This window comes from Polynucleobacter sp. AP-Sanab-80-C2 (genome assembly GCF_035012965.1).
Taxonomy (GTDB): domain Bacteria; phylum Pseudomonadota; class Gammaproteobacteria; order Burkholderiales; family Burkholderiaceae; genus Polynucleobacter.
Genome location: NZ_JAYGQS010000002.1, coordinates 328,513 through 349,818, shown reverse-complemented (window position 1 = coordinate 349,818; position 21,306 = coordinate 328,513). Strand labels below are relative to the sequence as shown.

At 45.7% G+C, this 21,306-nt stretch carries 23 protein-coding genes and 1 tRNA gene; 6 read left to right on the top strand and 18 right to left on the bottom strand.

What is annotated here, in order from left to right; all coding sequences use genetic code 11:
* Window positions 1-12: 12 nt before the first annotated feature.
* The 12 genes from nuoF to rpsO all read right to left on the bottom strand — a co-directional run bounded on the left by nuoF (window position 13) and on the right by rpsO (window position 9,680).
* Window positions 13-1,311: an NADH-quinone oxidoreductase subunit NuoF gene (gene nuoF, locus VC178_RS05005; RefSeq protein WP_323481781.1), complete on the bottom strand. Its 1,299-nt coding sequence runs from the start codon at window positions 1,309-1,311 to the stop codon at window positions 13-15.
* Window positions 1,308-1,814 (bottom strand): NADH-quinone oxidoreductase subunit NuoE, encoded by a 507-nt coding sequence (nuoE, locus tag VC178_RS05000; RefSeq protein ID WP_323481780.1) that lies wholly within the window; start codon window positions 1,812-1,814, stop codon window positions 1,308-1,310. The genes nuoF and nuoE overlap by 4 nt, the downstream gene beginning before the upstream one ends.
* Before the next feature lie 23 nt (window positions 1,815-1,837).
* Complete coding sequence (locus VC178_RS04995) at window positions 1,838-3,091, bottom strand: NADH-quinone oxidoreductase subunit D (RefSeq protein WP_215296974.1); 1,254 nt, start codon at window positions 3,089-3,091, stop codon at window positions 1,838-1,840.
* Window positions 3,092-3,094: 3 nt separating this feature from the next.
* Window positions 3,095-3,694, bottom strand: coding sequence for an NADH-quinone oxidoreductase subunit C (locus VC178_RS04990; protein ID WP_323481779.1), 600 nt, complete (start codon window positions 3,692-3,694; stop codon window positions 3,095-3,097).
* Window positions 3,695-3,697: 3 nt separating this feature from the next.
* Complete coding sequence (locus tag VC178_RS04985) at window positions 3,698-4,180, bottom strand: NuoB/complex I 20 kDa subunit family protein (protein ID WP_215296970.1); 483 nt, start codon at window positions 4,178-4,180, stop codon at window positions 3,698-3,700.
* A gap of 5 nt (window positions 4,181-4,185) precedes the next feature.
* On the bottom strand, window positions 4,186-4,545 hold the full coding sequence (locus VC178_RS04980) for an NADH-quinone oxidoreductase subunit A (RefSeq protein ID WP_068948474.1): 360 nt from the start codon (window positions 4,543-4,545) through the stop codon (window positions 4,186-4,188).
* Window positions 4,546-4,654: 109 nt separating this feature from the next.
* Window positions 4,655-4,739, bottom strand: a tRNA-Leu gene (locus tag VC178_RS04975).
* Window positions 4,740-4,825: 86 nt separating this feature from the next.
* Window positions 4,826-5,170 carry a preprotein translocase subunit SecG gene (secG, locus tag VC178_RS04970; RefSeq protein WP_215320411.1) on the bottom strand — a complete coding sequence of 115 codons (345 nt, stop codon included), beginning with the start codon at window positions 5,168-5,170 and terminating at the stop codon, window positions 4,826-4,828.
* A 22-nt stretch (window positions 5,171-5,192) separates the two neighbouring features.
* Complete coding sequence (gene tpiA, locus VC178_RS04965) at window positions 5,193-5,951, bottom strand: triose-phosphate isomerase (protein WP_323481778.1); 759 nt, start codon at window positions 5,949-5,951, stop codon at window positions 5,193-5,195.
* A gap of 13 nt (window positions 5,952-5,964) precedes the next feature.
* Entirely contained in the window at window positions 5,965-6,963 is a 999-nt protein-coding gene (locus VC178_RS04960) for an NAD(P)H-quinone oxidoreductase (protein ID WP_323481777.1), read from the bottom strand.
* Between the two features lie 23 nt (window positions 6,964-6,986).
* Entirely contained in the window at window positions 6,987-9,143 is a 2,157-nt protein-coding gene (pnp, locus tag VC178_RS04955; protein WP_216127458.1) for a polyribonucleotide nucleotidyltransferase, read from the bottom strand.
* Between the two features lie 267 nt (window positions 9,144-9,410).
* A complete protein-coding gene (rpsO, locus tag VC178_RS04950) occupies window positions 9,411-9,680 on the bottom strand; it encodes a 30S ribosomal protein S15 (protein ID WP_068948469.1) in 270 nt (89 codons plus the stop codon).
* Between the two features lie 284 nt (window positions 9,681-9,964).
* Between rpsO and VC178_RS04945 the strand changes: the two genes are divergently transcribed.
* The 4 genes from VC178_RS04945 to VC178_RS04930 all read left to right on the top strand — a co-directional run bounded on the left by VC178_RS04945 (window position 9,965) and on the right by VC178_RS04930 (window position 13,345).
* Window positions 9,965-10,354 carry a DUF3302 domain-containing protein gene (locus VC178_RS04945; protein ID WP_215320404.1) on the top strand — a complete coding sequence of 130 codons (390 nt, stop codon included), beginning with the start codon at window positions 9,965-9,967 and terminating at the stop codon, window positions 10,352-10,354.
* A 2-nt stretch (window positions 10,355-10,356) separates the two neighbouring features.
* Entirely contained in the window at window positions 10,357-11,313 is a 957-nt protein-coding gene (locus VC178_RS04940; protein WP_323481776.1) for an HlyD family secretion protein, read from the top strand.
* A gap of 71 nt (window positions 11,314-11,384) precedes the next feature.
* Entirely contained in the window at window positions 11,385-12,725 is a 1,341-nt protein-coding gene (locus tag VC178_RS04935; RefSeq protein WP_323481775.1) for an efflux transporter outer membrane subunit, read from the top strand.
* A 29-nt stretch (window positions 12,726-12,754) separates the two neighbouring features.
* Window positions 12,755-13,345, top strand: coding sequence for a hypothetical protein (locus VC178_RS04930; protein WP_323481774.1), 591 nt, complete (start codon window positions 12,755-12,757; stop codon window positions 13,343-13,345).
* A gap of 21 nt (window positions 13,346-13,366) precedes the next feature.
* On the opposite strand, the gene VC178_RS04925 is transcribed toward VC178_RS04930, so the two are convergent.
* From VC178_RS04925 to VC178_RS04900, 6 genes are all read right to left on the bottom strand, one after another.
* Window positions 13,367-14,914, bottom strand: coding sequence for a 2-isopropylmalate synthase (locus VC178_RS04925; RefSeq protein WP_323481773.1), 1,548 nt, complete (start codon window positions 14,912-14,914; stop codon window positions 13,367-13,369).
* 232 nt (window positions 14,915-15,146) lie between these two features.
* Window positions 15,147-16,007, bottom strand: coding sequence for a CDP-diacylglycerol--serine O-phosphatidyltransferase (gene pssA, locus VC178_RS04920; protein WP_215296950.1), 861 nt, complete (start codon window positions 16,005-16,007; stop codon window positions 15,147-15,149).
* 25 nt (window positions 16,008-16,032) lie between these two features.
* Window positions 16,033-16,680: a phosphatidylserine decarboxylase gene (locus tag VC178_RS04915; protein WP_215296948.1), complete on the bottom strand. Its 648-nt coding sequence runs from the start codon at window positions 16,678-16,680 to the stop codon at window positions 16,033-16,035.
* 53 nt (window positions 16,681-16,733) lie between these two features.
* Entirely contained in the window at window positions 16,734-17,750 is a 1,017-nt protein-coding gene (gene ilvC / locus VC178_RS04910) for a ketol-acid reductoisomerase (protein WP_215296947.1), read from the bottom strand.
* Window positions 17,751-17,805: 55 nt separating this feature from the next.
* Window positions 17,806-18,297, bottom strand: a complete 492-nt coding sequence (ilvN, locus tag VC178_RS04905; protein WP_215296945.1) for an acetolactate synthase small subunit — start codon at window positions 18,295-18,297, stop codon at window positions 17,806-17,808.
* Window positions 18,297-20,084 (bottom strand): acetolactate synthase 3 catalytic subunit, encoded by a 1,788-nt coding sequence (locus VC178_RS04900; RefSeq protein WP_323481772.1) that lies wholly within the window; start codon window positions 20,082-20,084, stop codon window positions 18,297-18,299. The genes ilvN and VC178_RS04900 overlap by 1 nt, the downstream gene beginning before the upstream one ends.
* 192 nt (window positions 20,085-20,276) lie before the next feature.
* Here VC178_RS04900 and VC178_RS04895 point away from each other — a divergent pair, with 192 nt between their 5' ends.
* Window positions 20,277-20,846: an RNA polymerase sigma factor gene (locus VC178_RS04895; protein ID WP_215296941.1), complete on the top strand. Its 570-nt coding sequence runs from the start codon at window positions 20,277-20,279 to the stop codon at window positions 20,844-20,846.
* Window positions 20,843-21,304: a DUF3619 family protein gene (locus VC178_RS04890; RefSeq protein WP_323481771.1), complete on the top strand. Its 462-nt coding sequence runs from the start codon at window positions 20,843-20,845 to the stop codon at window positions 21,302-21,304. Before VC178_RS04895 ends, VC178_RS04890 begins: the two co-directional genes overlap by 4 nt.
* Window positions 21,305-21,306 lie beyond the last annotated feature (2 nt).

Genomic DNA, 21,306 nt, shown 5'->3' with positions numbered 1-21,306 from the left:
GTGCTCAATAACTTATAAAGGTTTTACAGAATCTAAGCAGCGCTTATGTTCTACGTGATACGTAAATTCATCCATGTAATGCTTCAACATGCCACGCACTGGCATTGCAGCTGCATCACCCAAAGCGCAAATCGTGCGGCCTTGGATGTTGGCAGCAACATCATTTAATAAATCTAAATCTTCGGGGCGACCTTGGCCGTGTTCAATCCGGTGCACAATCCGCCACAGCCATCCGGTACCTTCACGACATGGTGTGCACTGGCCGCAAGATTCCTCGTGATAGAAATAAGAAAGACGCTCTAAAGCACGAACCATACAACGGGTTTCATTCATCACAATGACAGCACCAGAACCCAGCATAGATCCTGCTTTCGCAATGCTGTCGTAATCCATCGTCAGATCCATCATCTGCGTGCCAGGTATTACCGGTGCAGATGATCCACCAGGAATGACAGATTTCAAAGCCTTACCTTCACGCATACCGCCAGCAAGCTTTAAGAGCTCTGCAAATGGTGTGCCCAATGGAATTTCATAGTTACCAGGATGCACTACGTCACCCGATACAGAAAAAATCTTCGTTCCGCCGTTATTGGGTTTACCAAGATCCAAATAAGCTTGGCCGCCGATAGCCAAAATGAATGGCACAGCAGCAAATGTTTCAGTGTTATTAATAGTAGTTGGCTTGCCATACAAACCAAAGCTAGCTGGGAATGGTGGCTTAAAGCGCGGCTGGCCTTTTTTACCCTCTAAGGATTCAAGCAAAGCGGTTTCTTCACCACAAATATAAGCACCCCAACCTGGCGTGGCATGCAATTGAAATGAGAAATCACTTCCAAGAATTTTGTCGCCCAAGTAACCAGCAGCACGCGCCTCTTCTAAAGCCTCTTCGAAACGTGAATACACTTCCCAAATTTCGCCGTGGATATAGTTATAACCTGTTGAAATCCCCATGGTGTATGCACCAATAATCATGCCCTCAATCAAGGCATGTGGGTTGTAACGCATGATGTCACGGTCTTTAAAAGTCCCCGGCTCACCTTCGTCACTATTACAAACTAAATATTTTTGTCCTGGGAATTGACGTGGCATAAAACTCCACTTCAAGCCGGTTGGAAAGCCTGCACCACCACGACCACGCAATGAGGACGCTTTTAATTCAGCAATGATTGCATCAGGCGCAACCTTATCATTAATTAAACGACGTAACTGCTGGTAGCCACCACGACTCTCGTAATCCTTTAAGCGCCAGTTATCACCATTCAATCCTGCAAGGATCAAGGGCTTAATGTGACGATCGTGCAAGCTAGTCATGCTGTTTTCCCTTCTGCACGGAGTTCATTTAAAAGGGCATCAATCTTCTCTTTACTCATCAAACTGCACATACGCTTGTCATTGACGAGCATGACCGGCGAATCGCCGCAGGCACCCATACACTCACCCTCTTTTAATGTGAAGGTGCCACAAGTTGTCGTTTCGTTAAAGCCAATACCCAAAGTTTCTTTCAAGTAGTTGGCTGAAGTTTCACCATGGGTTAATTGACAAGGCAGATTCGTGCAAATCACCAACTTAAATTTACCAATTGGCTTGGTGTTGTACATATTGTAGAAAGTGGCCACTTCTTCTACAGCAATCGTCGGCATTTCTAGGATTTGTGCAACGGTAGCAATCACCTCTGGCGAGACCCAGCCCACTTCAGTTTGTGCGGCGATCAAGGAAGCCATCACGGCAGACTGCTTTTGCTCTGGCGGATATTTAGCAACGTTACGGGCAATATCTGCCAGCGTTTTGTCGGATAGTTGAAGGGTTGTTGTCATTAATTCATCCTTGGCACGCTTGATTAGCGGTCAATCTCCCCAAACACAATATCCTGCGTACCAATAATGGTTACAGCATCCGCCAACATGTGACCACGTGACATCTCATCCATCGCTGAAAGATGTACAAATCCTGGAGCACGAATCTTCATACGATATGGCTTATTAGCACCATCAGAAATCAAGTAAATTCCAAACTCACCTTTTGGATGCTCAACCGCAGAGTAAGCTTCCCCATTAGGTACATGGATACCTTCAGTAAAGAGTTTGAAATGGTGAATCAATTCTTCCATATTGGTTTTCATGTCCACGCGTTTCGGTGGAGAAACCTTATGGTTATCGCTCATCACGGGACCTGGATTTGCTTTTAACCAAGCTACGCATTGTTTAATGATGCGGTTAGATTGACGCATCTCTTCCATACGCACTAAATAACGATCGTATGAATCGCCATTAACGCCCACTGGGATATCAAAATATAGGCGGTCATACACTTCATATGGCTGCTTTTTACGCAAGTCCCACTCAATACCAGAACCACGCAACATTGGGCCAGTAAAGCCCAGCTGCAATGCACGCTCAGGAGTAACAACACCAATATTCACTAAACGCTGTTTCCAAATGCGGTTGTCAGTTAATAGATTGCAATACTCATCTACATTGGCATCAAAGCCGCTAGCAAATTGCTCAATAAAGTCAAGCAAGGTGCCGCTACGGTTTTCATTCAAGCGTTTTACAGCGGATGTGCTCCGAATCTTAGACTTATCGTATTGAGCCATTTGATCTGGCAAATCGCGATATACACCTCCCGGACGATAGTAAGCAGCATGCATACGAGCACCAGATACCGCTTCGTACATATCGAAAATATCTTCGCGATCACGGAAGGCATACAAGAATACCGCCATTGCACCAACGTCTAGACCATGACAGCCGATCCAAAGTAAATGATTTAGCAGACGAGTCAACTCGTCATACATGACGCGAATGTATTGCGCACGTAATGGAACGTCTACTTGCAATAACTTCTCAATGGCTAATACATAGGCATGCTCATTGGCCATCATGGACACATAGTCCAAACGATCCATATAAGGAACATTCTGAATCCAAGTACGAGTCTCTGCTAATTTCTCAGTTGCACGATGTAATAGACCGATATGCGGATCAGCACGCTGAATCACTTCACCATCTAACTCAAGCACTAAACGTAATACGCCATGCGCCGCAGGATGTTGAGGACCAAAATTGAGGGTGTAATTCTTAATTTGTGCCATGACTTAAACCGGGCCTCCGTACTGCTCTTCGCGAACGATCCGGGGAGTAATTTCACGCGCTTCAATCGTGACTGGCTGATAAACAACTCTCTTTAACTCTGGGTCATAGCGCATTTCTACATTGCCACTGATTGGGAAGTCTTTTCTAAATGGATGGCCAATAAAGCCATAGTCAGTCAAGATGCGGCGCAAGTCTTCATGACCTTCAAAGATAATGCCGTAGAGATCGAATGCTTCGCGCTCAAACCAATTCGCTGAATTCCAAACTGGGGTGATAGAGGCTAGCAGTGGATAACTATCATCAGGAGCGAAAGCCCGTACCCTTAGACGCCAGTTATGTTTGATAGACAGTAAATGGCTTACCGCACCAAAACGCTGCCCACCCCAGGCACCGTCACGGAAGTCTTGGTAGTCAACGCCACATAAATCGATCAATTGCTCGAACGCTAATGATGCATCATCTCGCAGCAACATCGCAGATTCAAAATAGGTCTCCGCATTGAGTACAACAGTCACCTCACCTAAAGCAAGCTCAACAGATTGAATGCGTTTACCAAGAACCTTTTCGAGATTAGCGGCTAGCTGAACTAAACGATCTGACATGGCTTAGGCTTTCCGCGCGATCGTGCTGGTGCGAGCAATCTTAGATTGCAACTGAATAACGCCGTAAATCAAGGCTTCTGCTGTTGGAGGACAACCGGGAACATAAATATCAACTGGCACAATACGGTCGCAACCACGCACTACAGAATAGGAGTTATGGTAATAACCACCGCCATTTGCGCAGGATCCCATAGAGATTACCCAACGTGGCTCTGGCATTTGGTCATACACCTTGCGCAAAGCTGGTGCCATCTTGTTACATAAGGTTCCGGCAACAATCATCAAGTCAGATTGACGTGGAGAGGGGCGGAAAACGACACCAAAGCGATCTAAGTCATAGCGAGATGCGCCAGCGTGCATCATTTCTACTGCGCAACAGGCCAAACCAAAGGTCATGGGCCATAAAGAGCCGTTGCGAGTCCAGTTAATTAACTGGTCTGCAGTAGTGGTAACAAATCCTTCTTTGAGAACGCCTTCTAATGCCATATCGATCACTCCCAGTCGAGAGCGCCCTTTTTCCAGATATACACAAATCCCACAATGAATTCCAACAGGAAGATCACCATGGAGGCGTAGCCAAACCAGCCAAGATCACGTAACGCAACACCCCAAGGAAAGAGGAATGCGGTTTCAAGATCAAACAAAATAAAGAGAATAGCAATCAGGTAATAGCGCACGTCAAACTTCATACGGGCATCTTCGAAGGCTTCAAAACCGCACTCATATGGAGAGAGTTTTTCGGCATCAGGCTTCGAGGGAGCCAAAATTTTTCCGAGGAACATGGGGACTAATCCCACCCCAATACCTACAAGGATAAAAAGCAGAACAGGAAAGTAATTAGCGAGATTCAAAATGGTCCTGAGTCGTTCTTCTGGCGATTCTTCAAAAAAAACAAATTATCAAATAATCCACATCTAAACCTGTTGATTTAGAGCAAAACTCTAGCTAAACATCATTTCTTGGTGCCGACGGCGAGACTCGAACTCGCACAGCCTAAGCCACTACCCCCTCAAGATAGCGTGTCTACCAATTTCACCACGTCGGCATCTTGCAAAACCTGTCAATTCTACTGCATTGCACAACTAAACCACCCTAAATATCGGGCAGAAAAATCAGTAAAAACCTACTTTTTTACTTAGGAACTGCTGGTTTGCTTGGATCTTGAGCAGGAGCGGTCGGAGCAGCTGGCGTTACTGCAGGAGCCACGGTTCCAGAGAGAACCCCAGGACTGACTTCCTTCTTGTTACCAAGCCAAGTAATCCCCAAAGTGCTGATAAAAAAGACTGCAGCAAAGACGGCTGTTGTATGGGATAAAAAATTGGCCGAACCGCTAGCGCCAAATAAGCTCCCTGAGGAACCAGAGCCAAAAGCAGCGCCCATATCAGCGCCCTTGCCTTGCTGTAATAGCACTAGCAAAATCACAGCCAAAGCTGAAATTACCTGCAACACGATTAATAAAGTCTTAAACCATTCCACAGCTTCTCTCCAAATAAAAAATCTATGCCTGACAGATGGCTAGAAAATCTTGAGGGTCTAGCGCAGCACCCCCCACCAATCCACCATCAATATCGGGCATGGCAAACAATTCAACAGCATTGTCAGGCTTGATGCTGCCACCATACAAAATTCCTACATGTGATGCGACATCCTCATCAAACTCAGCCAATTGCAAACGAATATGACGATGCATATCTTGAGCAAGCTGCGCACTGGCAACCTTGCCAGTACCAATCGCCCACACTGGTTCATAAGCGATGAGACAATCAGCCAAGCGATCCTGAAGCACTGAGACTTGCTTGGCTATCTGACCACAAACAATCTCTTCAGCTCTGCCAGAATTGCGCTCATCAGCAGTCTCACCAACACAGATCACGGGAGTCATACCGCTATCTAATACTTGAAGTGCCTTTGCTGCAACAATCTCATCCACCTCATGATGCATTTGACGACGCTCAGAGTGACCAACAATGACATACTGACAGCCGAGCTCTTTGAGCATAGCGGCGCTTGTCTCTCCTGTGTAAGCACCAGAAGTTTGTGCCGAGACATCTTGAGCGCCTAAGCTTAAAAACGCCAAAGAATGTTCTTTAATTAAGTGAGCGCACTGAGCTAAATAAGGAGACGGTGGGCATACAGCAAACTTGCGACCAGCAGGCATGCCGCTTTCCATACCGCGGGCAACGGTTTTAACCCAATCTTGATTACCTGCAAGACTACCATTCATTTTCCAGTTGCCGATGACGATGAGTGGACGCATAAGTTTTATTGAATTACACCGTGAGAACTATTTTGCCAACATGCTCAGAGGACTCCATCAATCGATGCGCATCTGCCGCTTGATCCAGCGTAAAGGTTTTATAGATTGCCGGCTTTAACTTACCTGCATTAAGTAAAGGCCAAACATGATCATGCAACTGTTTGGTAATGTGTTTTTTGAATGATACTGGGCGTGGACGCAAGGTTGAACCAGTAATCGTCAAACGACGTCGCAGAATTTGATTGGTACTCACTTCCGCTTTCGATCCACCCTGAATCGCAATGATCACAATACGACCATCATCAGCCAAGCAATCGATTTCACGCTGCACATAAGCGCCAGTCACCATATCGAGGATGACATTAACACCTTTAGCGTCAGTAGCCTTCTTCACTTCTTCTACAAAGTCTTGTGTCTTGTAGTTAATAGCGAGGTCAGCGCCCAACTTTATGCATGCGGCACACTTTTCATCGGTACCAGCAGTAACAAACACTTTATGTCCCATAGCTTTAGCAAGCAAAATAGCGGTAACGCCAATACCGCTTGAACCGCCTTGGACTAAGAGAGTTTCACCTGCTGACAATTCACCGCGCATGAAGACATTACTCCAGACGGTGTAAAAAGTTTCAGGCAATGCTGCCGCTTCTTGATCAGTAAATCCGGTTGGATAAGGTAAGCACTGGGCAATCGGTGCAATACAAAAGTCTGCATAACCACCGCCTTGAACTAAGGCGCAAACCTTGTCACCTACCTTGAGGCCGAATGCATTATCTGCGTGAACTAAATCACCACCAATAATTTCACCAGCAACTTCAAGACCAGGAATATCGGATGCACCAGCAGGAACTGGGTAATGACCCTTACGCTGTAAAACGTCAGGGCGATTAATTCCTGCTGCGAGGACCTTAATCAAAACCTCGCCAGTTCCAGCAGTCGGAACCGCTGGGTCTGGGCGAGTACTAGGCACCAGCATTTCTGGTGCACCAAATTCTTTGATCTCAATTACGCGCATTGAAAACTCCGACTGAAATTAACTTAAGCAGTTTCGTCAGTTGGAGCGGCTTCAGTTGCAGCACCAGCCAAAGGAGCAATCGAACCACCTTCATCAGCCATTGCAGCCTTGAGAGATAAGCGCAAACGACCGCGCTCATCAGCGGCTAATAACTTCACGCGAACCACTTGGCCTTCTGCTAAGTAATCTTTAACTTCTTTTACACGCTCATTGGAGATTTCAGAGATATGCAAGAGTCCGTCTTTACCAGGAAGAATGTTGACCAAAGCACCGAACTCAAGCAACTTCACTACTGGACCTTCATAGATCTTGCCAACTTCAGCTTCAGCAGTGATACCTTCGATACGGGCTTTCGCTTCAGCCATGCCTTCAGCACTAGTGGAAGCAATCGTGACTGTTCCGTCATCTTTGATGTCGATGCTGCAACCAGTTTCTTTAGTCAAAGCCTGAATCGTTGCGCCACCCTTGCCAATCACTTCACGAATCTTGTCTGGATGAATCTTGAATGACACCATGCGTGGAGCATGAGCAGACAATTCTGTACGAACTGAACCCATGGCTTCTTGCATTTTGCTCAAAATGTGCAAACGACCTTCTTTCGCTTGTGCCAAAGCAACTTGCATAATTTCTTTCGTAATACCTTGAACCTTAATATCCATCTGGAGCGCAGTAATACCGTTTGCAGTACCTGCTACCTTGAAGTCCATATCGCCTAAGTGATCTTCGTCACCCAAGATATCGGTCAACACGGCAAAACGATTGCCATCCAAAATCAAGCCCATTGCTACACCAGCAACATGAGCTTTTACTGGAACACCAGCGTCCATCATTGCCAAACAGCCACCGCAAACTGAAGCCATAGATGAAGAACCATTGGACTCTGTGATTTCTGAAACAACACGGATGCTGTATGCAAAATCCTCTGGGCTAGGTAATACTGGTATCAATGCACGCTTAGCCAAACGACCGTGACCAATTTCACGACGCTTTGGGCTACCTACACGACCAGTTTCGCCAGTAGCAAACGGAGGCATGTTGTAGTGGAACATGAAACGATCTCGGTATTCACCTTCGAGAGCATCAATGATTTGCTCATCACGTGCAGTACCTAAGGTGGCGATAACCAAAGCCTGTGTTTCACCACGCGTAAACAATGCAGAACCGTGGGTACGCGGCAATACGCCGTTACGAATTTCAATCGGACGCACAGTACGTGTATCGCGACCATCAATACGTGGCTCGCCGTTCAAAATCTGGCTACGGACAATCTTCGCTTCAATTTCAAACATGATGTCGCTAACAGCAACGGCATCAACATCACCTTCTTCAGATAACTTCGCCAAAACTTCTTTAGAAATCTCTTTGAGCTTGTCTGAACGAGCACCCTTTTGACGAATCTGATAGGCCTCGCGCAATGGGGCTTCAGCCAAGGCAGTGACCTTAGCAATAAATGGCTCATCTTTAGGGGCGGCAGTCCAATCCCATTCTGGCTTGCCAGCTTCGCGTACCAAATCATTGATAGCGTTAATCGCGGTTTGCATTTGGTCATGGCCATAAACCACTGCACCTAACATCACATCTTCAGATAATTGGTTTGCTTCAGATTCCACCATCAATACAGCTGCTTGAGTACCAGCAACAATCAAATCGAGTTCGCTGGTAGCTTGTTCTGTACGAGTTGGATTCAAAAGGTATTGACCGTTAGCGTAACCAACACGTGCTGCGCCAACTGGGCCAGCAAATGGAATGCCTGAAACGGCTAAGGCTGCAGAAGCAGCAATCAAAGCAGGAATATCAGCAGGAACGTCTGGGTTGATAGACAACACATGCACTACAACCTGAACTTCATTCAAGAAACCCTCAGGAAATAGTGGACGCAGTGGACGGTCGATCAAGCGGGAAATCAATGTCTCACCTTCAGATGGACGACCTTCGCGACGGAAGAAACCACCAGGGATCTTACCTGCTGCGTAAGTTTTTTCTAAATAATCCACTGTCAATGGGAAAAAGGATTGGCCTGGCTTTGCAGACTTTGAAGCAACTACCGTACCCATAACTACAGTGTCATCTACGTTGACGATTACGGCACCACCAGATTGGCGAGCAATCTCACCAGTTTCCATCGTTACTTGATGATTGCCCCATTGAAAACTTTTTACTGCTTTTTTAAACATTGTCATTCTGATCTTCTCCAAATTGTTCACGCAACACTCACATGAGCATTACGCTTGTCGTGGGATAAAGCAGTGTCACGACAACACTGGAGCGATTTCGGATCACAAGGGATGCCATTCCAGGGAGACTCTGATCACATTCAGAAACTCATTGGAATGACACGATCCCCTACACAAATAATCTAAAAGCGCTCAAAAAACATGCCACCTTCTTAAGACTGATTCTGGAAAGAAACAACCCTAAGTGAGATGGCATTGCAATACTAATAAGAATTACTTACGGAGACCTAATTTGTCGATCAATGCGCGATAGCGATCCAAATCTTTGCCTTTGAGGTAATCTAAGAGGCGACGGCGACGTGAAACCATCTTCAACAAACCGCGACGGCTGTGATGGTCTTTAGCGTTAGCCTTGAAATGGGGGGTTAATTCATTGATGCGGGCTGTAAGCAATGAAACTTGCACTTCAGGACTACCCGTATCGTTTGCGCTACGCGCGTTTTCTTTGACGATTTCCGCCGTTTTAATATCAGCAACTGCCATTTTTAATACTCCTTACTTGCGAACACTTGAGCTTTCACCCAATTTGTGTCGTGCGTTATTAACAAAATAAAACAAAAAAGCTTTACAAATCAAAGCCCTCGAATTGTAACAGATTGCCTCTTTTTTGAGGAAGGATTGCGACCCTGAAATGTTTGGAAGTGATTTTATTGCTTACAGGGCTAATAAGCATTTTTAAAAATGCGTGATAAATTACTTAGAAATCAGCAATTTAGACCCTCAAGCAGCATTTTGAACCCCATATCTAGCCATTTATGCCCAAAATCATGAAAAAGACCCTCATCATCAGTCCTCTTTTAGCCTTTTTATTGCTGCCATCACTCTCATACGCCTCCTTTTTGCCACCAGAAATGATTGATGGATTTGCCAATATCGTCTCTTGGGTAGTGCTCATCATTCTGCCCGTCGGCTTTATTGCTGGCTTTTGGTATGTTCATATCCTGCCCGATACCATTGCTAAGCGCAGAGAGCACCCCCAGCGAGACGCGATTCATGCCCTGTGTCTGCTCTCCTTCTTTTTTGGAGGCCTCCTCTGGCCTTTTGCTTATCTTTGGGCGTACACCCGCCCCACGATGTACAAGCTTGCCTATGGGACAGATAAATACATGCCCATAGATAAAGAGCATCAGGAAGATCAGAATACAGAGGTGAAATAAGCATGGAAGCACTGATTCTTGGCATCTATGCCGGCATTGTTTGGTTAATCTTTTTTAAATACAAATTACTCCCCTGGAATGCGGTAGCAAAAGTAATCGTTTTTACGATTCCTGTTGTGGGAATGATTACGCTGATCTTGCTACTGAATATCTTTTCACCCTCCTCTAGCAATGTGGTCGTTGTCAGAAATTCTGTTGGCATTGTGAGTCAAGTAAAAGGTCGTGTCACTGAAGTGCCTGTGACAGTTAATCAACGCGTCAAAAAAGGAGATGTCCTCTTCAAGATCGACCCCACTCAATATCAAGCTTCAGTGAATGCGCTCAAAGCCAAACTGAAACTAGCGAAGTTGCGCGTAAAAGAAAATGAAGCGCTTGTGAAGAGCGGTTCGGGTAACCGCTTTGATTTAGAAAAAGCCCAAGCGGATTTAGCAGAACTTAGCGAACAAACCATTCATTCTGAATATGATCTAGAGCAAACCGTTGTTCGGGCACCAAGTGATGGTACCGTCGTCAACGTACAGTTGCGCCCTGGAGCTTTTGTCGCAGCTTTTCCGATTGCTTCAGTCATGACCTTCATGGAAGACACGCCGCAAATCTATGCCTTGTTTAATCAAAATGAGTTGCATCAAATTGAAGTCGGTAATGAGGCTGAGTTTTACATTCCTAGTTTTCCGGGCAAGATCCTCAAGGCAAAGGTTGAGTCCATCATCCTAGCTGAAGGTCAAGGTCAAATTGGTGTGAGCGGCAATCTACCTACTACAGGCTTGAGAGAAATTCCGGTCAATCGATTTGCCGTGAAGTTACTAATGGATGATCGACATGCAGAGTTATTGCTTCCTGCTGGGGCCGTTGGAGATGGTGCGGTCTACACCGATCATCTTGCGTTCTTACACATCATTCGTAAGGTGATGTTACGGATTAGCACTAAGCTCAATTACATCATTCCAAAACTACATTAAAAATAGAGATGTGTAAATTTTATATGCACTCGTTTCATAAAGTTTCACTCTATTTGCTAGGGGTAATAGCATTGAGTGCTTGCACCATTAGCCCACTTAAGAGCAACCAGGAACTGGTTGATCAATCCATTCCTAATGCTAGCGTTCCCAGGCAATTTCAGGCTAATCAAGCTAGCAAGCAAGATGCTGTAACAGTAGATGACGCATGGCTCAAACAATTTAATGATCCTGAATTAAATGCCTTAGTGGCCGAGGCATTACAGAACAATCCCAGCATTCGTATCATCGCAGCACGCAGAACTCAGTCTGAGGCCCTCATGAGTGCTGCTGGCGGATCACAGTACCCCGGTATTAATGCCATCGGCAATAGCGGTAGCAAAGTAGGCTCTAGTGGAACTGGTCTAACTGGTTTTTACATCGGCGCCAACTGGGAACTGGATCTATGGGGTCGCGTACGCACATCCGTTGCAGGCGCAGAACAAAATTCTAAGGCTATAAATGCCGATCAAGATGCTGCCCGCCTGTCTTTGATCGCGACCTTGGCTAAATCAGTGTGGCTTGCGCGCAGCCTACAAGAACAAGCACAGTTAGCCAAAGAGAATGCTGACGCATCTCAAAAAATATCTGACTTGACACAATTTCGAGAAAAAATTGGTGCATCTTCTTTTAATGATGTGGCAAGTACCAAAATTAATGCGGCTCAAGCACAGGAGCTGGCACTCAATAGCGCCTTAGCCCGCGACCAAGCACTGCGCGCTGTAGAGACTCTGGTGGGACGCTATCCAAAGGCTGAGCCCTTGAAATCGACTGCATTACCAGCGCTTCCAAAACCGGTTGAGCCAGGACTACCAGCAGATTTATTAGAGCGCAGACCGGATCTGATTGCCGCTGAAGCACGTGTTAATAGCGCCTTCTATCTGGCCGATGAAAAACGACTCGCACGGCTTCCTAAAATTAGTTTGACTGCGGGTTATGGGTACATCAATAGCCAAATCTTTACTCTGGTGAACGGTGCCAGCACCAGTTTTGGCGTTGGTGCCAATGTAGCGCTCCCTCTGTTCCAAGGTGGCGCAATTGAAGCCCAAATTGCTTATCAAAATGCTGAAGCGCAAGCAGCTTTAGCCAATTACGGCAAAGTCGTTCTTGCAGCGTTTAATGATGTGGAGAATGCGCTCAATGGCGAGGCAACCTGGCGTGAGCGTAGTTCGCAATTACAAACTCAATTGATGCAACAAAAACAAGTCATGAAAAACACTGAATCTGAATTTCAGATTGGCAGAGTTGATCAACGCCAAATTCAGCAACAACGCATTAAAACCAATAGTACAAATATTAGCTGGCGCCAAGGCCAAGTGGATGCCCTAGCCCAACGAATTAATCTCTACCTAGCCCTAGGTGGCTCGGCTGATTAATACTCATCTTCATTAACCAATACATCACTATGAATAAATTACTTTCCCTTCTTGTATACGGTGCCGTACTTTTATTACCAATGCATTCTTATGCTCAATTTTCTTCTGTTTTTGGACCCAGCAAAACAGTGGCTCAGCAAAAGCAAGAGATTCTAAAGAAGAATGAAGAGATCTTGAGTGATCTTTACCGGGCGCAGCCAAAAGCAAAAAATCTCATCGAGCAATCGAGTGGTTATGCTACGTTTAGTAACTTTGGTATGAAGATATTGATTGCTGGAGGCGGAACAGGAACTGGTGTTGTTATTAATAAGGCATCCAAGAAAACGATTTACATGGATATGGCTGAAGTTCAAGCAGGAATTGGTCTTGGCATTAAGTCATTTCAAAATATTTTTATCTTCCAGACTGAAGCAGCACTCAATGACTTTGTGAATTCAGGCTGGACTTTTGGAGGTCAAGTTACTGCCGCGGCCAAATACGACAAGGATGGTGGAGCCTATCAAGACGCCACCGTCGTTGCTCCTGGCGTCTTGATGTACCAACTAACAGACTCAGGTATTGCTGCAGAAATCACGGGCAAAGGCACAAAGTACTATAAAAATACCGACTTGAATAAATAAGCTTAAAAGATGATGTCGAGTTCAGGGTGTCATCTGCGCATTGAGCTTCACTTGGCTAGGATCATGAAGTTTATTTAATGCAGATAAATAGGCTTTAGCAGAAGCAGCAATGATGTCAGGATCAGTGCCCACACCATTCACAATTCGACCACCTTTTGCCAAGCGTACTGTGACTTCACCCTGAGATTGGGTGCCCGAAGTAATAGCGTTGACTGAGTAGAGTAATTGTTCAGCGCCACTCTTGGCCATCTCTTCAATAGCATTTAAGCTGGCATCTACCGGGCCATTACCTTCGGCCTCAGCACTCACCTCCTTATCACCCATGCGGAAGGTCACACGGGATTTAGGGCGTTCGCCAGTTTCAGAATGTTGACTCAAGGAGAGGAAGTGGTAATGCTCGCCCTCTTCAGCAGAGGCTGAATCTGACATGATTGCAATGATGTCCTCATCAAATATTTCTGCTTTTTGATCCGCCAAGGCTTTAAATCTTGCAAAAGCTTCATTCACATCAGCCTCTGCTTCGACAGTGATGCCTAATTCATGCAAGCGTTGTTTAAATGCATTGCGGCCAGATAATTTACCCAACACAATTTTATTGGTTGACCAGCCCACATCTTCTGCGCGCATGATTTCATAGGTCTCGCGATTTTTCAAGATACCATCTTGGTGAATACCAGAGGCATGGGCAAAGGCATTAGCACCAACAACAGCTTTATTGGGCTGAACTACAAAGCCAGTAATTTGAGAAACCAATTTAGAGGCTGGCACAATTTGCGTCGCATCGATACCGCAAATCATATCAAAGTAATCTTTACGGGTACGTAAAGACATCACGATTTCTTCTAAAGCAGTATTGCCAGCTCGCTCACCCAAGCCGTTGATAGTGCACTCAATTTGACGCGCTCCACCGATCTTCACGCCAGCCAAAGAATTCGCAACAGCCATACCTAAGTCATTATGACAATGCACTGACCAAACAGCTTTATCAGAGTTAGGCACGCGGGTACGCAAGGTCTTAATGAACTCACCATATAACTCTGGGGTTGCATAACCAACAGTATCTGGAATATTGATCGTAGAGGCACCCTCATTAATCACCGCTTCGACTACTCTACATAAGAAGTCCATCTCTGAGCGATAGCCATCTTCTGCTGAGAATTCAATATCAGCAGCCAAGTTTCTCGCAAAGCGAATGGAGCGTTTTGCTTGCTCCAATACCTCTTCTGGAGACATGCGCAACTTCACGGCCATGTGCAATGGACTAGTAGCCAAGAAAGCATGAATACGTTTCGCATTCGCAGCCTTTAAAGCATCTGAGGCGCGTGTGATGTCCTTATCATTTGCTCTTGCCAAGGAGCATACAATCGAATCCTTAATGGCAGCAGCAACAGCGGAGATGGCTTGGAAATCGCCCTCAGAGCTCGCGGCAAATCCTGCTTCAATCACATCCACCTTGAGACGCTCAAGCTGACGAGCAATACGAACCTTCTCGTCTTTAGTCATTGATGCGCCAGGGGATTGTTCGCCATCACGTAAGGTGGTGTCAAAAATGATTACTTTGTCGCTCATCACTACTCTCCGGTTTGGATTTAACTAATTTTTTAAAAATTCTGTATTGCAGTCTCAAAAACAAAAACCCCAGCAATTTGCTGGGGCTGGTATTGGTGGTTAATGAATTTTTTCTATCTCATCAACTCAGGCCTTACCCGCCCCAAGCTTAAGGCTTAGTGCTAGCGGTAAAAGGCTGGTTAAAGGTGAGAATTTCATCAACATGGATTTAATATACCCCAAAAATAGGGAATTAGCTAAAACGCTTGCCGCTAAGACGTTCCCAGGCCCAAATGACATATCCCGAGATGGAATACACCACAAATAAACCAAATAGGGTCAAAGGCGGGTTGGAAGAGATCAATACGAAGGTCAAAATCATCAGAACCATGACGCCAAAGGGCACGCGATAGCGCACATCTAAGGCCTTACCGCTATAGAAGCGGGCATTAGAGACCATCGTTAAGCCTGCATAAACCGCGATCAAAAAGGTTATCCAAGGAATTGCAGTGTCGCGTACCGGAATCTTGTTATCGTCAGCGAGCCAAATAAAGCCAGCAATCAAAGAACCAGCCGCAGGACTTGGTAAGCCTTGAAAAAACTTCTTATCAACTACTGCAGTGTTGACATTGAAACGGGCTAAACGCAAGGCAGCGCCTGCACAATAGGTAAACGCTGCTAACCAACCCCACTTACCTAAATCTTTCAGGGCCCACTCATAAGCCACCAAGGCAGGCGCAACACCGAAGGACACCATATCTGCGAGGGAATCATATTGTTCACCGAATGCGCTTTGGGTATTGGTCATGCGAGCTACTCGACCATCCATACCATCCAATACGAGGGAAGCAAATATGGCGATCGCAGCAACCTGAAACTGATCGTTCATCGCATTCACAATCGCGAAGAAACCACTAAATAAAGCCGCCGTAGTGAAGGCATTCGGCAGTAAATAGATGCCCTTACCGCGAGGGCGAGGCTTTTCGTGTAATTCCTCTACTTCATAATCAACCCCATCTTCTAAAGTATCAACCCACTCTTCTGGAGTGGAATCTGTACGTTTATTAGAGAGGCGACTGCGATCAATGCGACCACGACGGCGAAATGTACTCAAAGAATATCCTGGTAAAAGATGCGAATCAATCTAAGCCTGGCACACGTGCCAAAGCAGTGTTGGTTGCAAAGACTTTATCACCAACAGACACTAAAGGTTCTGCCGTTAAGGGTAAATACACGTCTACACGAGATCCAAAACGGATAAAGCCATAACGCTCACCTGCTTTTAAGCGATCACCCACATGGATGTAGCAAAGAATACGGCGCGCAATGAGGCCAGCAACCTGAACCAATGTAATCGTTTGACCATTGGCATCAATCACAACTGCATTACGCTCATTCTCCGTAGAGGCTTTATCTAAATCTGCATTGACAAATTTGCCTGGGAAATATTGAATTTCTTTTACTGTGCCACTGACAGCGCTGCGGTTAGAGTGCACATTAAACACATTCATGAAGACACTGATTTTGAGGGCTTCGCGACCTGCATAAGGATCGTTTGCAGTTTCAACCACAACGATACGCCCATCAGCTGGAGATAAAACGAGATCGCGCCCTAAAGCAGGAATACGCTGCGGGTCACGAAAAAACTGCAGAACAAAAACAAAAATGATCCATAAAGGCCAGGACCATGCAATGCCACCAAAGTGGTGAACCAACAAAGTCACTATCCCCACTAGCGCCAAATAGGGCCAACCTTCTTTTGCAATAATGGGGTGTGGATACATCATCTTTGTTCTGAGCCTTTTAGGTTACCGCTATAAATGAAATGCTTAACGCTTTATTAGTTTTTAGTTTGATCAACTAATTTGTTCTTTGCAATCCAAGGCATCATGGCGCGCAGTTTTGCACCAACCACTTCGATCTCATGCTCTGCATTCAAACGACGACGTGAGATTAATGTTGGAGCACCCGCCTTGTTTTCAAGGATGAAGCTCTTTGCATATTCACCAGTCTGAATATCTTTCAAGCACTGACGCATGGCATTCTTCGTATCCTCAGTCACAACGCGTGGACCAGTAACGTACTCACCATACTCAGCATTGTTAGAGATGGAGTAGTTCATATTGGCGATACCACCCTCGTAGATTAAGTCCACAATCAACTTGAGCTCATGTAAGCACTCAAAGTAAGCCATCTCAGGTGCATAGCCAGCTTCAACCAAGGTTTCATATCCTGCCTTGATCAACTCCACAGCGCCGCCACAGAGAACAGCTTGCTCACCGAATAAGTCGGTTTCTGTTTCTTCACGGAAATTAGTTTCAATGATGCCAGCACGACCACCACCGTTTGCAGTTGCATAGGACAAAGCAACATCGCGAGCAGAACCAGATTTATCTTGATAAACAGCGATCAAATGGGGAACACCACCGCCTTGTGAATAGGTACCACGTACTGTATGACCAGGGGCTTTAGGAGCAATCATGATCACATCCAAGTCAGCGCGTGGCTGAACTTGACCGTAGTGCACGTTAAAGCCGTGTGCAAAAGCGAGAGCAGCACCCTGCTTAATATTGCCGTGCACCTCTTTACTGTAAACATCAGCAATTTGCTCATCAGGCAACAACATCATTACTACATCAGCATCTTTTACAGCATCGGCAACTTCTTTAACAGTCAAACCTGCGTTTGCAGCTTTGCTCCATGAGGCACCGTTCTTACGCAAACCAACAGTCACGTTCACACCAGAGTCTTTGAGATTCAATGCATGTGCGTGGCCCTGTGAACCGTAGCCAATGATGGTGACTTTTTTGCCCTTAATGAGGGACAAATCTGCGTCTTTATCGTAAAAAACTTTCATGCTCTTTCCTTGTGTTGAAAATATTGTTATTAGATTAATAAATCAGTTAAAAAAATTAAACCTTCAAGATGCGCTCACCGCGACCAATTCCGGATCCGCCAGAGCGAACTGTTTCCAAAATTGAAACACGATCGATCGAGTCAATAAATGCATCCAACTTAGCACTATCACCAGTGAGCTCAATGGTGTAGCTCTTATCGGTGACATCAATGATGCGCCCCCGGAAGATGTCAGTAGTGCGCTTAAGCTCTTCGCGCTCTTTACCAACTGCGCGAACTTTAATCATCATAAGTTCACGCTCAATATGAGGGCCTTCGCTTAAATCAAACACCTTCACTACCTCAACCAAACGGTTTAAGTGTTTGGTGATTTGCTCAATGACATCATCAGAACCAAAGGTCACAATCGTCATGCGTGAAAGCGATGGATCTTCTGTTGGCGCAACACTTAAGGAGTCAATGTTGTAACCACGCGCAGAAAACAAACCTACAACCCGTGACAATGCACCCGGCTCATTCTCAATCAAGATAGAAATAATGTGGCGCATTAGAGTTCCTCACTACCCAAGAGCATTTCAGTAATACCCTTGCCCGCCTGAACCATTGGCCAAACGTTTTCTTCTGGGTCAGTCTGGAAATCCATAAACACAGTGCGATCCTTTAAACGAATGGCTTCTTTTAGCGCGCCCTCAACATCAGATTTCTTCTCAATCCGCATACCAATGTGACCATAAGCCTCAGCCAATTTCACAAAGTCAGGCAAAGAATCCATATATGAGCTCGAATAGCGCTTGTTATAGGTAAGCTCTTGCCACTGACGCACCATACCTAAATAACGATTGTTCAAGGACACTATCTTCACTGGCGTGTTGTATTGCTTGCAGGTTGAAAGCTCCTGAATACACATCTGAATGGAACCCTCGCCAGTAATAGCAAAGACATCCTTCTCAGGAAATGCCTTCTTGATGCCCATGGCATAAGGCAAGCCTACACCCATAGTGCCTAATCCACCTGAGTTAATCCAACGACGTGGCTGATCAAACTTATAAAACTGAGCGGCCCACATTTGATGCTGACCAACGTCAGAGGTAATGAACGCATCCCCACCAGTGAGCTCCCAAAGTTTTTGAACTACATACTGAGGTTTCACAATTTGTGAGGCTTCGTCGTACTTCAAGCAGTCTTTTTTGCGCCATTCGTTAATTTGATCCCACCAAGCAGCAACTTTGTCGCCGTTCTTGCGTGGACCAGAAACTTTTAATTGCGCAGTCATCTCTACTAATACTTCTTTGAGATTGCCAACAATCGGCACATCCACTTTTACGCGCTTAGAAATGACGGAAGGATCGATATCGATATGAATAATTTTGCGTGGGTGACTAGCAAAGTGTTGCGTGTTACCAATCACGCGGTCGTCAAATCGCGCACCAATCGCAATCAACACATCGCTGTGTTGCATCGCCATATTGGCTTCGTAAGTTCCATGCATACCGAGCATGCCAACAAATTGTGGGCTAGTACCAGGAAAGCCGCCAAGGCCCATCAAGGTATTGGTTACGGGGTAGCCTAATAAGTCAGCAAACTCTTTCAGTTCAGGGGCTGCATCAGCCAAAATGATGCCTCCACCGGTATAGATGTAAGGGCGCTCGGCTTCTTGCAAGAGTGCAATTGCTTTGCGGATTTGTCCGCTATGCCCTTTGACCACAGGGTTGTAAGAACGCATCTCCAAAGTTTCTGGATAGGTAAAGGAGCCTTTGGCTGCAGATACATCCTTAGGAATATCGATCAAGACAGGACCTGGGCGACCCGTTTGTGCAATGTGAAATGCCTTCTTTAATACGAGCGGCAAATCTTTTACATCCTTCACGAGGAAGTTATGTTTAACGATTGGACGAGTAATGCCAACCGTATCCGCCTCTTGGAAAGCGTCTTCACCAATGGCGTAAGTTGGCACGTTACCGCTGATGATGACCATCGGGATCGAATCAGTGTACGCAGTTGCGATACCTGTCACCGCATTCGTCACACCTGGACCGGAAGTGACTAAGGCAACACCAACCTTACCGGTTGCGCGAGCATAGCCATCGGCTGCATGGATAGCTGCTTGTTCATGACGAACCAAGATGTGCTCAAACTTATCTTGTTTAAAAATTTCATCGTAGATGAAGAGAACGGAACCGCCTGGGTACCCCCAAACATATTCAACGCCCTCTTTGTGCAGTGCTTGCACGAGCATTTCAGCACCAATCATTTCTGGAGGCGCTACTACGGGATTTATATTGATTGAGTCTTTATTAGCTTTCGTAGCTAAAAATTCGGCGCTGCTTGTATTCATTTTCTTTCGTCCTTTGCAATTTTCGGCAAAAAATTGTTTGGTCTGTTCTGTCTCCTGCTTATGGCCTGAGTTCGAACGGCGCTGCTACCGGAATAACCACTTCTTGAATGAGAATCTAGGTAGTAAGCCCTATATTCTATAGCAATCCCCTAAAATGGCTCAATTCTTACCGATTCAGGTGTAATCGATTGCATGGCATCAGCCCAAGAACTATCTGACTTTCTAAGTAGCATCGAACAGCGCGCCTTCAAGCAAGCGGTATATGCCGTGCGTGATGACGATGCCGCTTTAGATATTGTTCAGGATGCCATGATCAAGCTAGCTGAAAAATATGGTGATAGACCTGCTGCAGAACTACCGCTGGTTTTTACTAGAATCTTGCAAAATCGGATTCATGACTGGTTTAGACGCCAAAAGGTTCGCAATACCTGGGTCACCCTGTTTTCCAATATGGGCAAAAAAACAGATGAAAACGACGATTTTGACCCTTTAGAGTCCCTTTCTGCTCCTGATGACAGCGAAATTCACCAAGATGGGGCTCAAAAACTAGAACAGAGTCAGCTTTTACAGGCTTTGGAGTCAGAAATTGCTAAATTACCTGTACGTCAACGAGAAGCCTTCCTGATGCGTTATTGGGATGAGCTAAGTATTACTGAAACTGCCAAAGCGATGAGTTGTAGCGAAGGTAGCGTCAAAACGCATTGTTCTAGAGCAACACAAACCTTAGCTAAAGCATTGAAATTAAAAGGAATTACCCTGTGAAACACCTTGACGAAGCCCTAAACCAGACCCAAGCCGACCAATTTGGTCGTGCCAGTGCTGCCCTTTTAACCCAAGGGGCTCAAAGCCTGCCTGCTGGCATTAAAGATCGTCTTCATGCAGCTCGCATGAAAGCCTTGTCTATGCGCAAGGCTGAAAAGGTTCGTGTTCAAAAACCGGTATTCGCCGGTATTACTGGCAACTTCTCATCCAGCTCCAATGGCATGTGGGATACCGTGAGTTGGGCTGCCCCGATGCTGGTCCTCATCTTTGGTCTGATCGGCATTGCCCAATGGCAAAACGATTCCCGGATTACTGATATTGCTGAAGTAGATGCGGCACTGCTGACGGATGATGTTCCACCAGACGCTTACGCTGATAGTGGCTTTTTAGCTTTCCTCAAGAATGGACCATTGTCCGATTCTGAAGACAGTGCCTCTCAATTATCTTCAAGTAAATAACT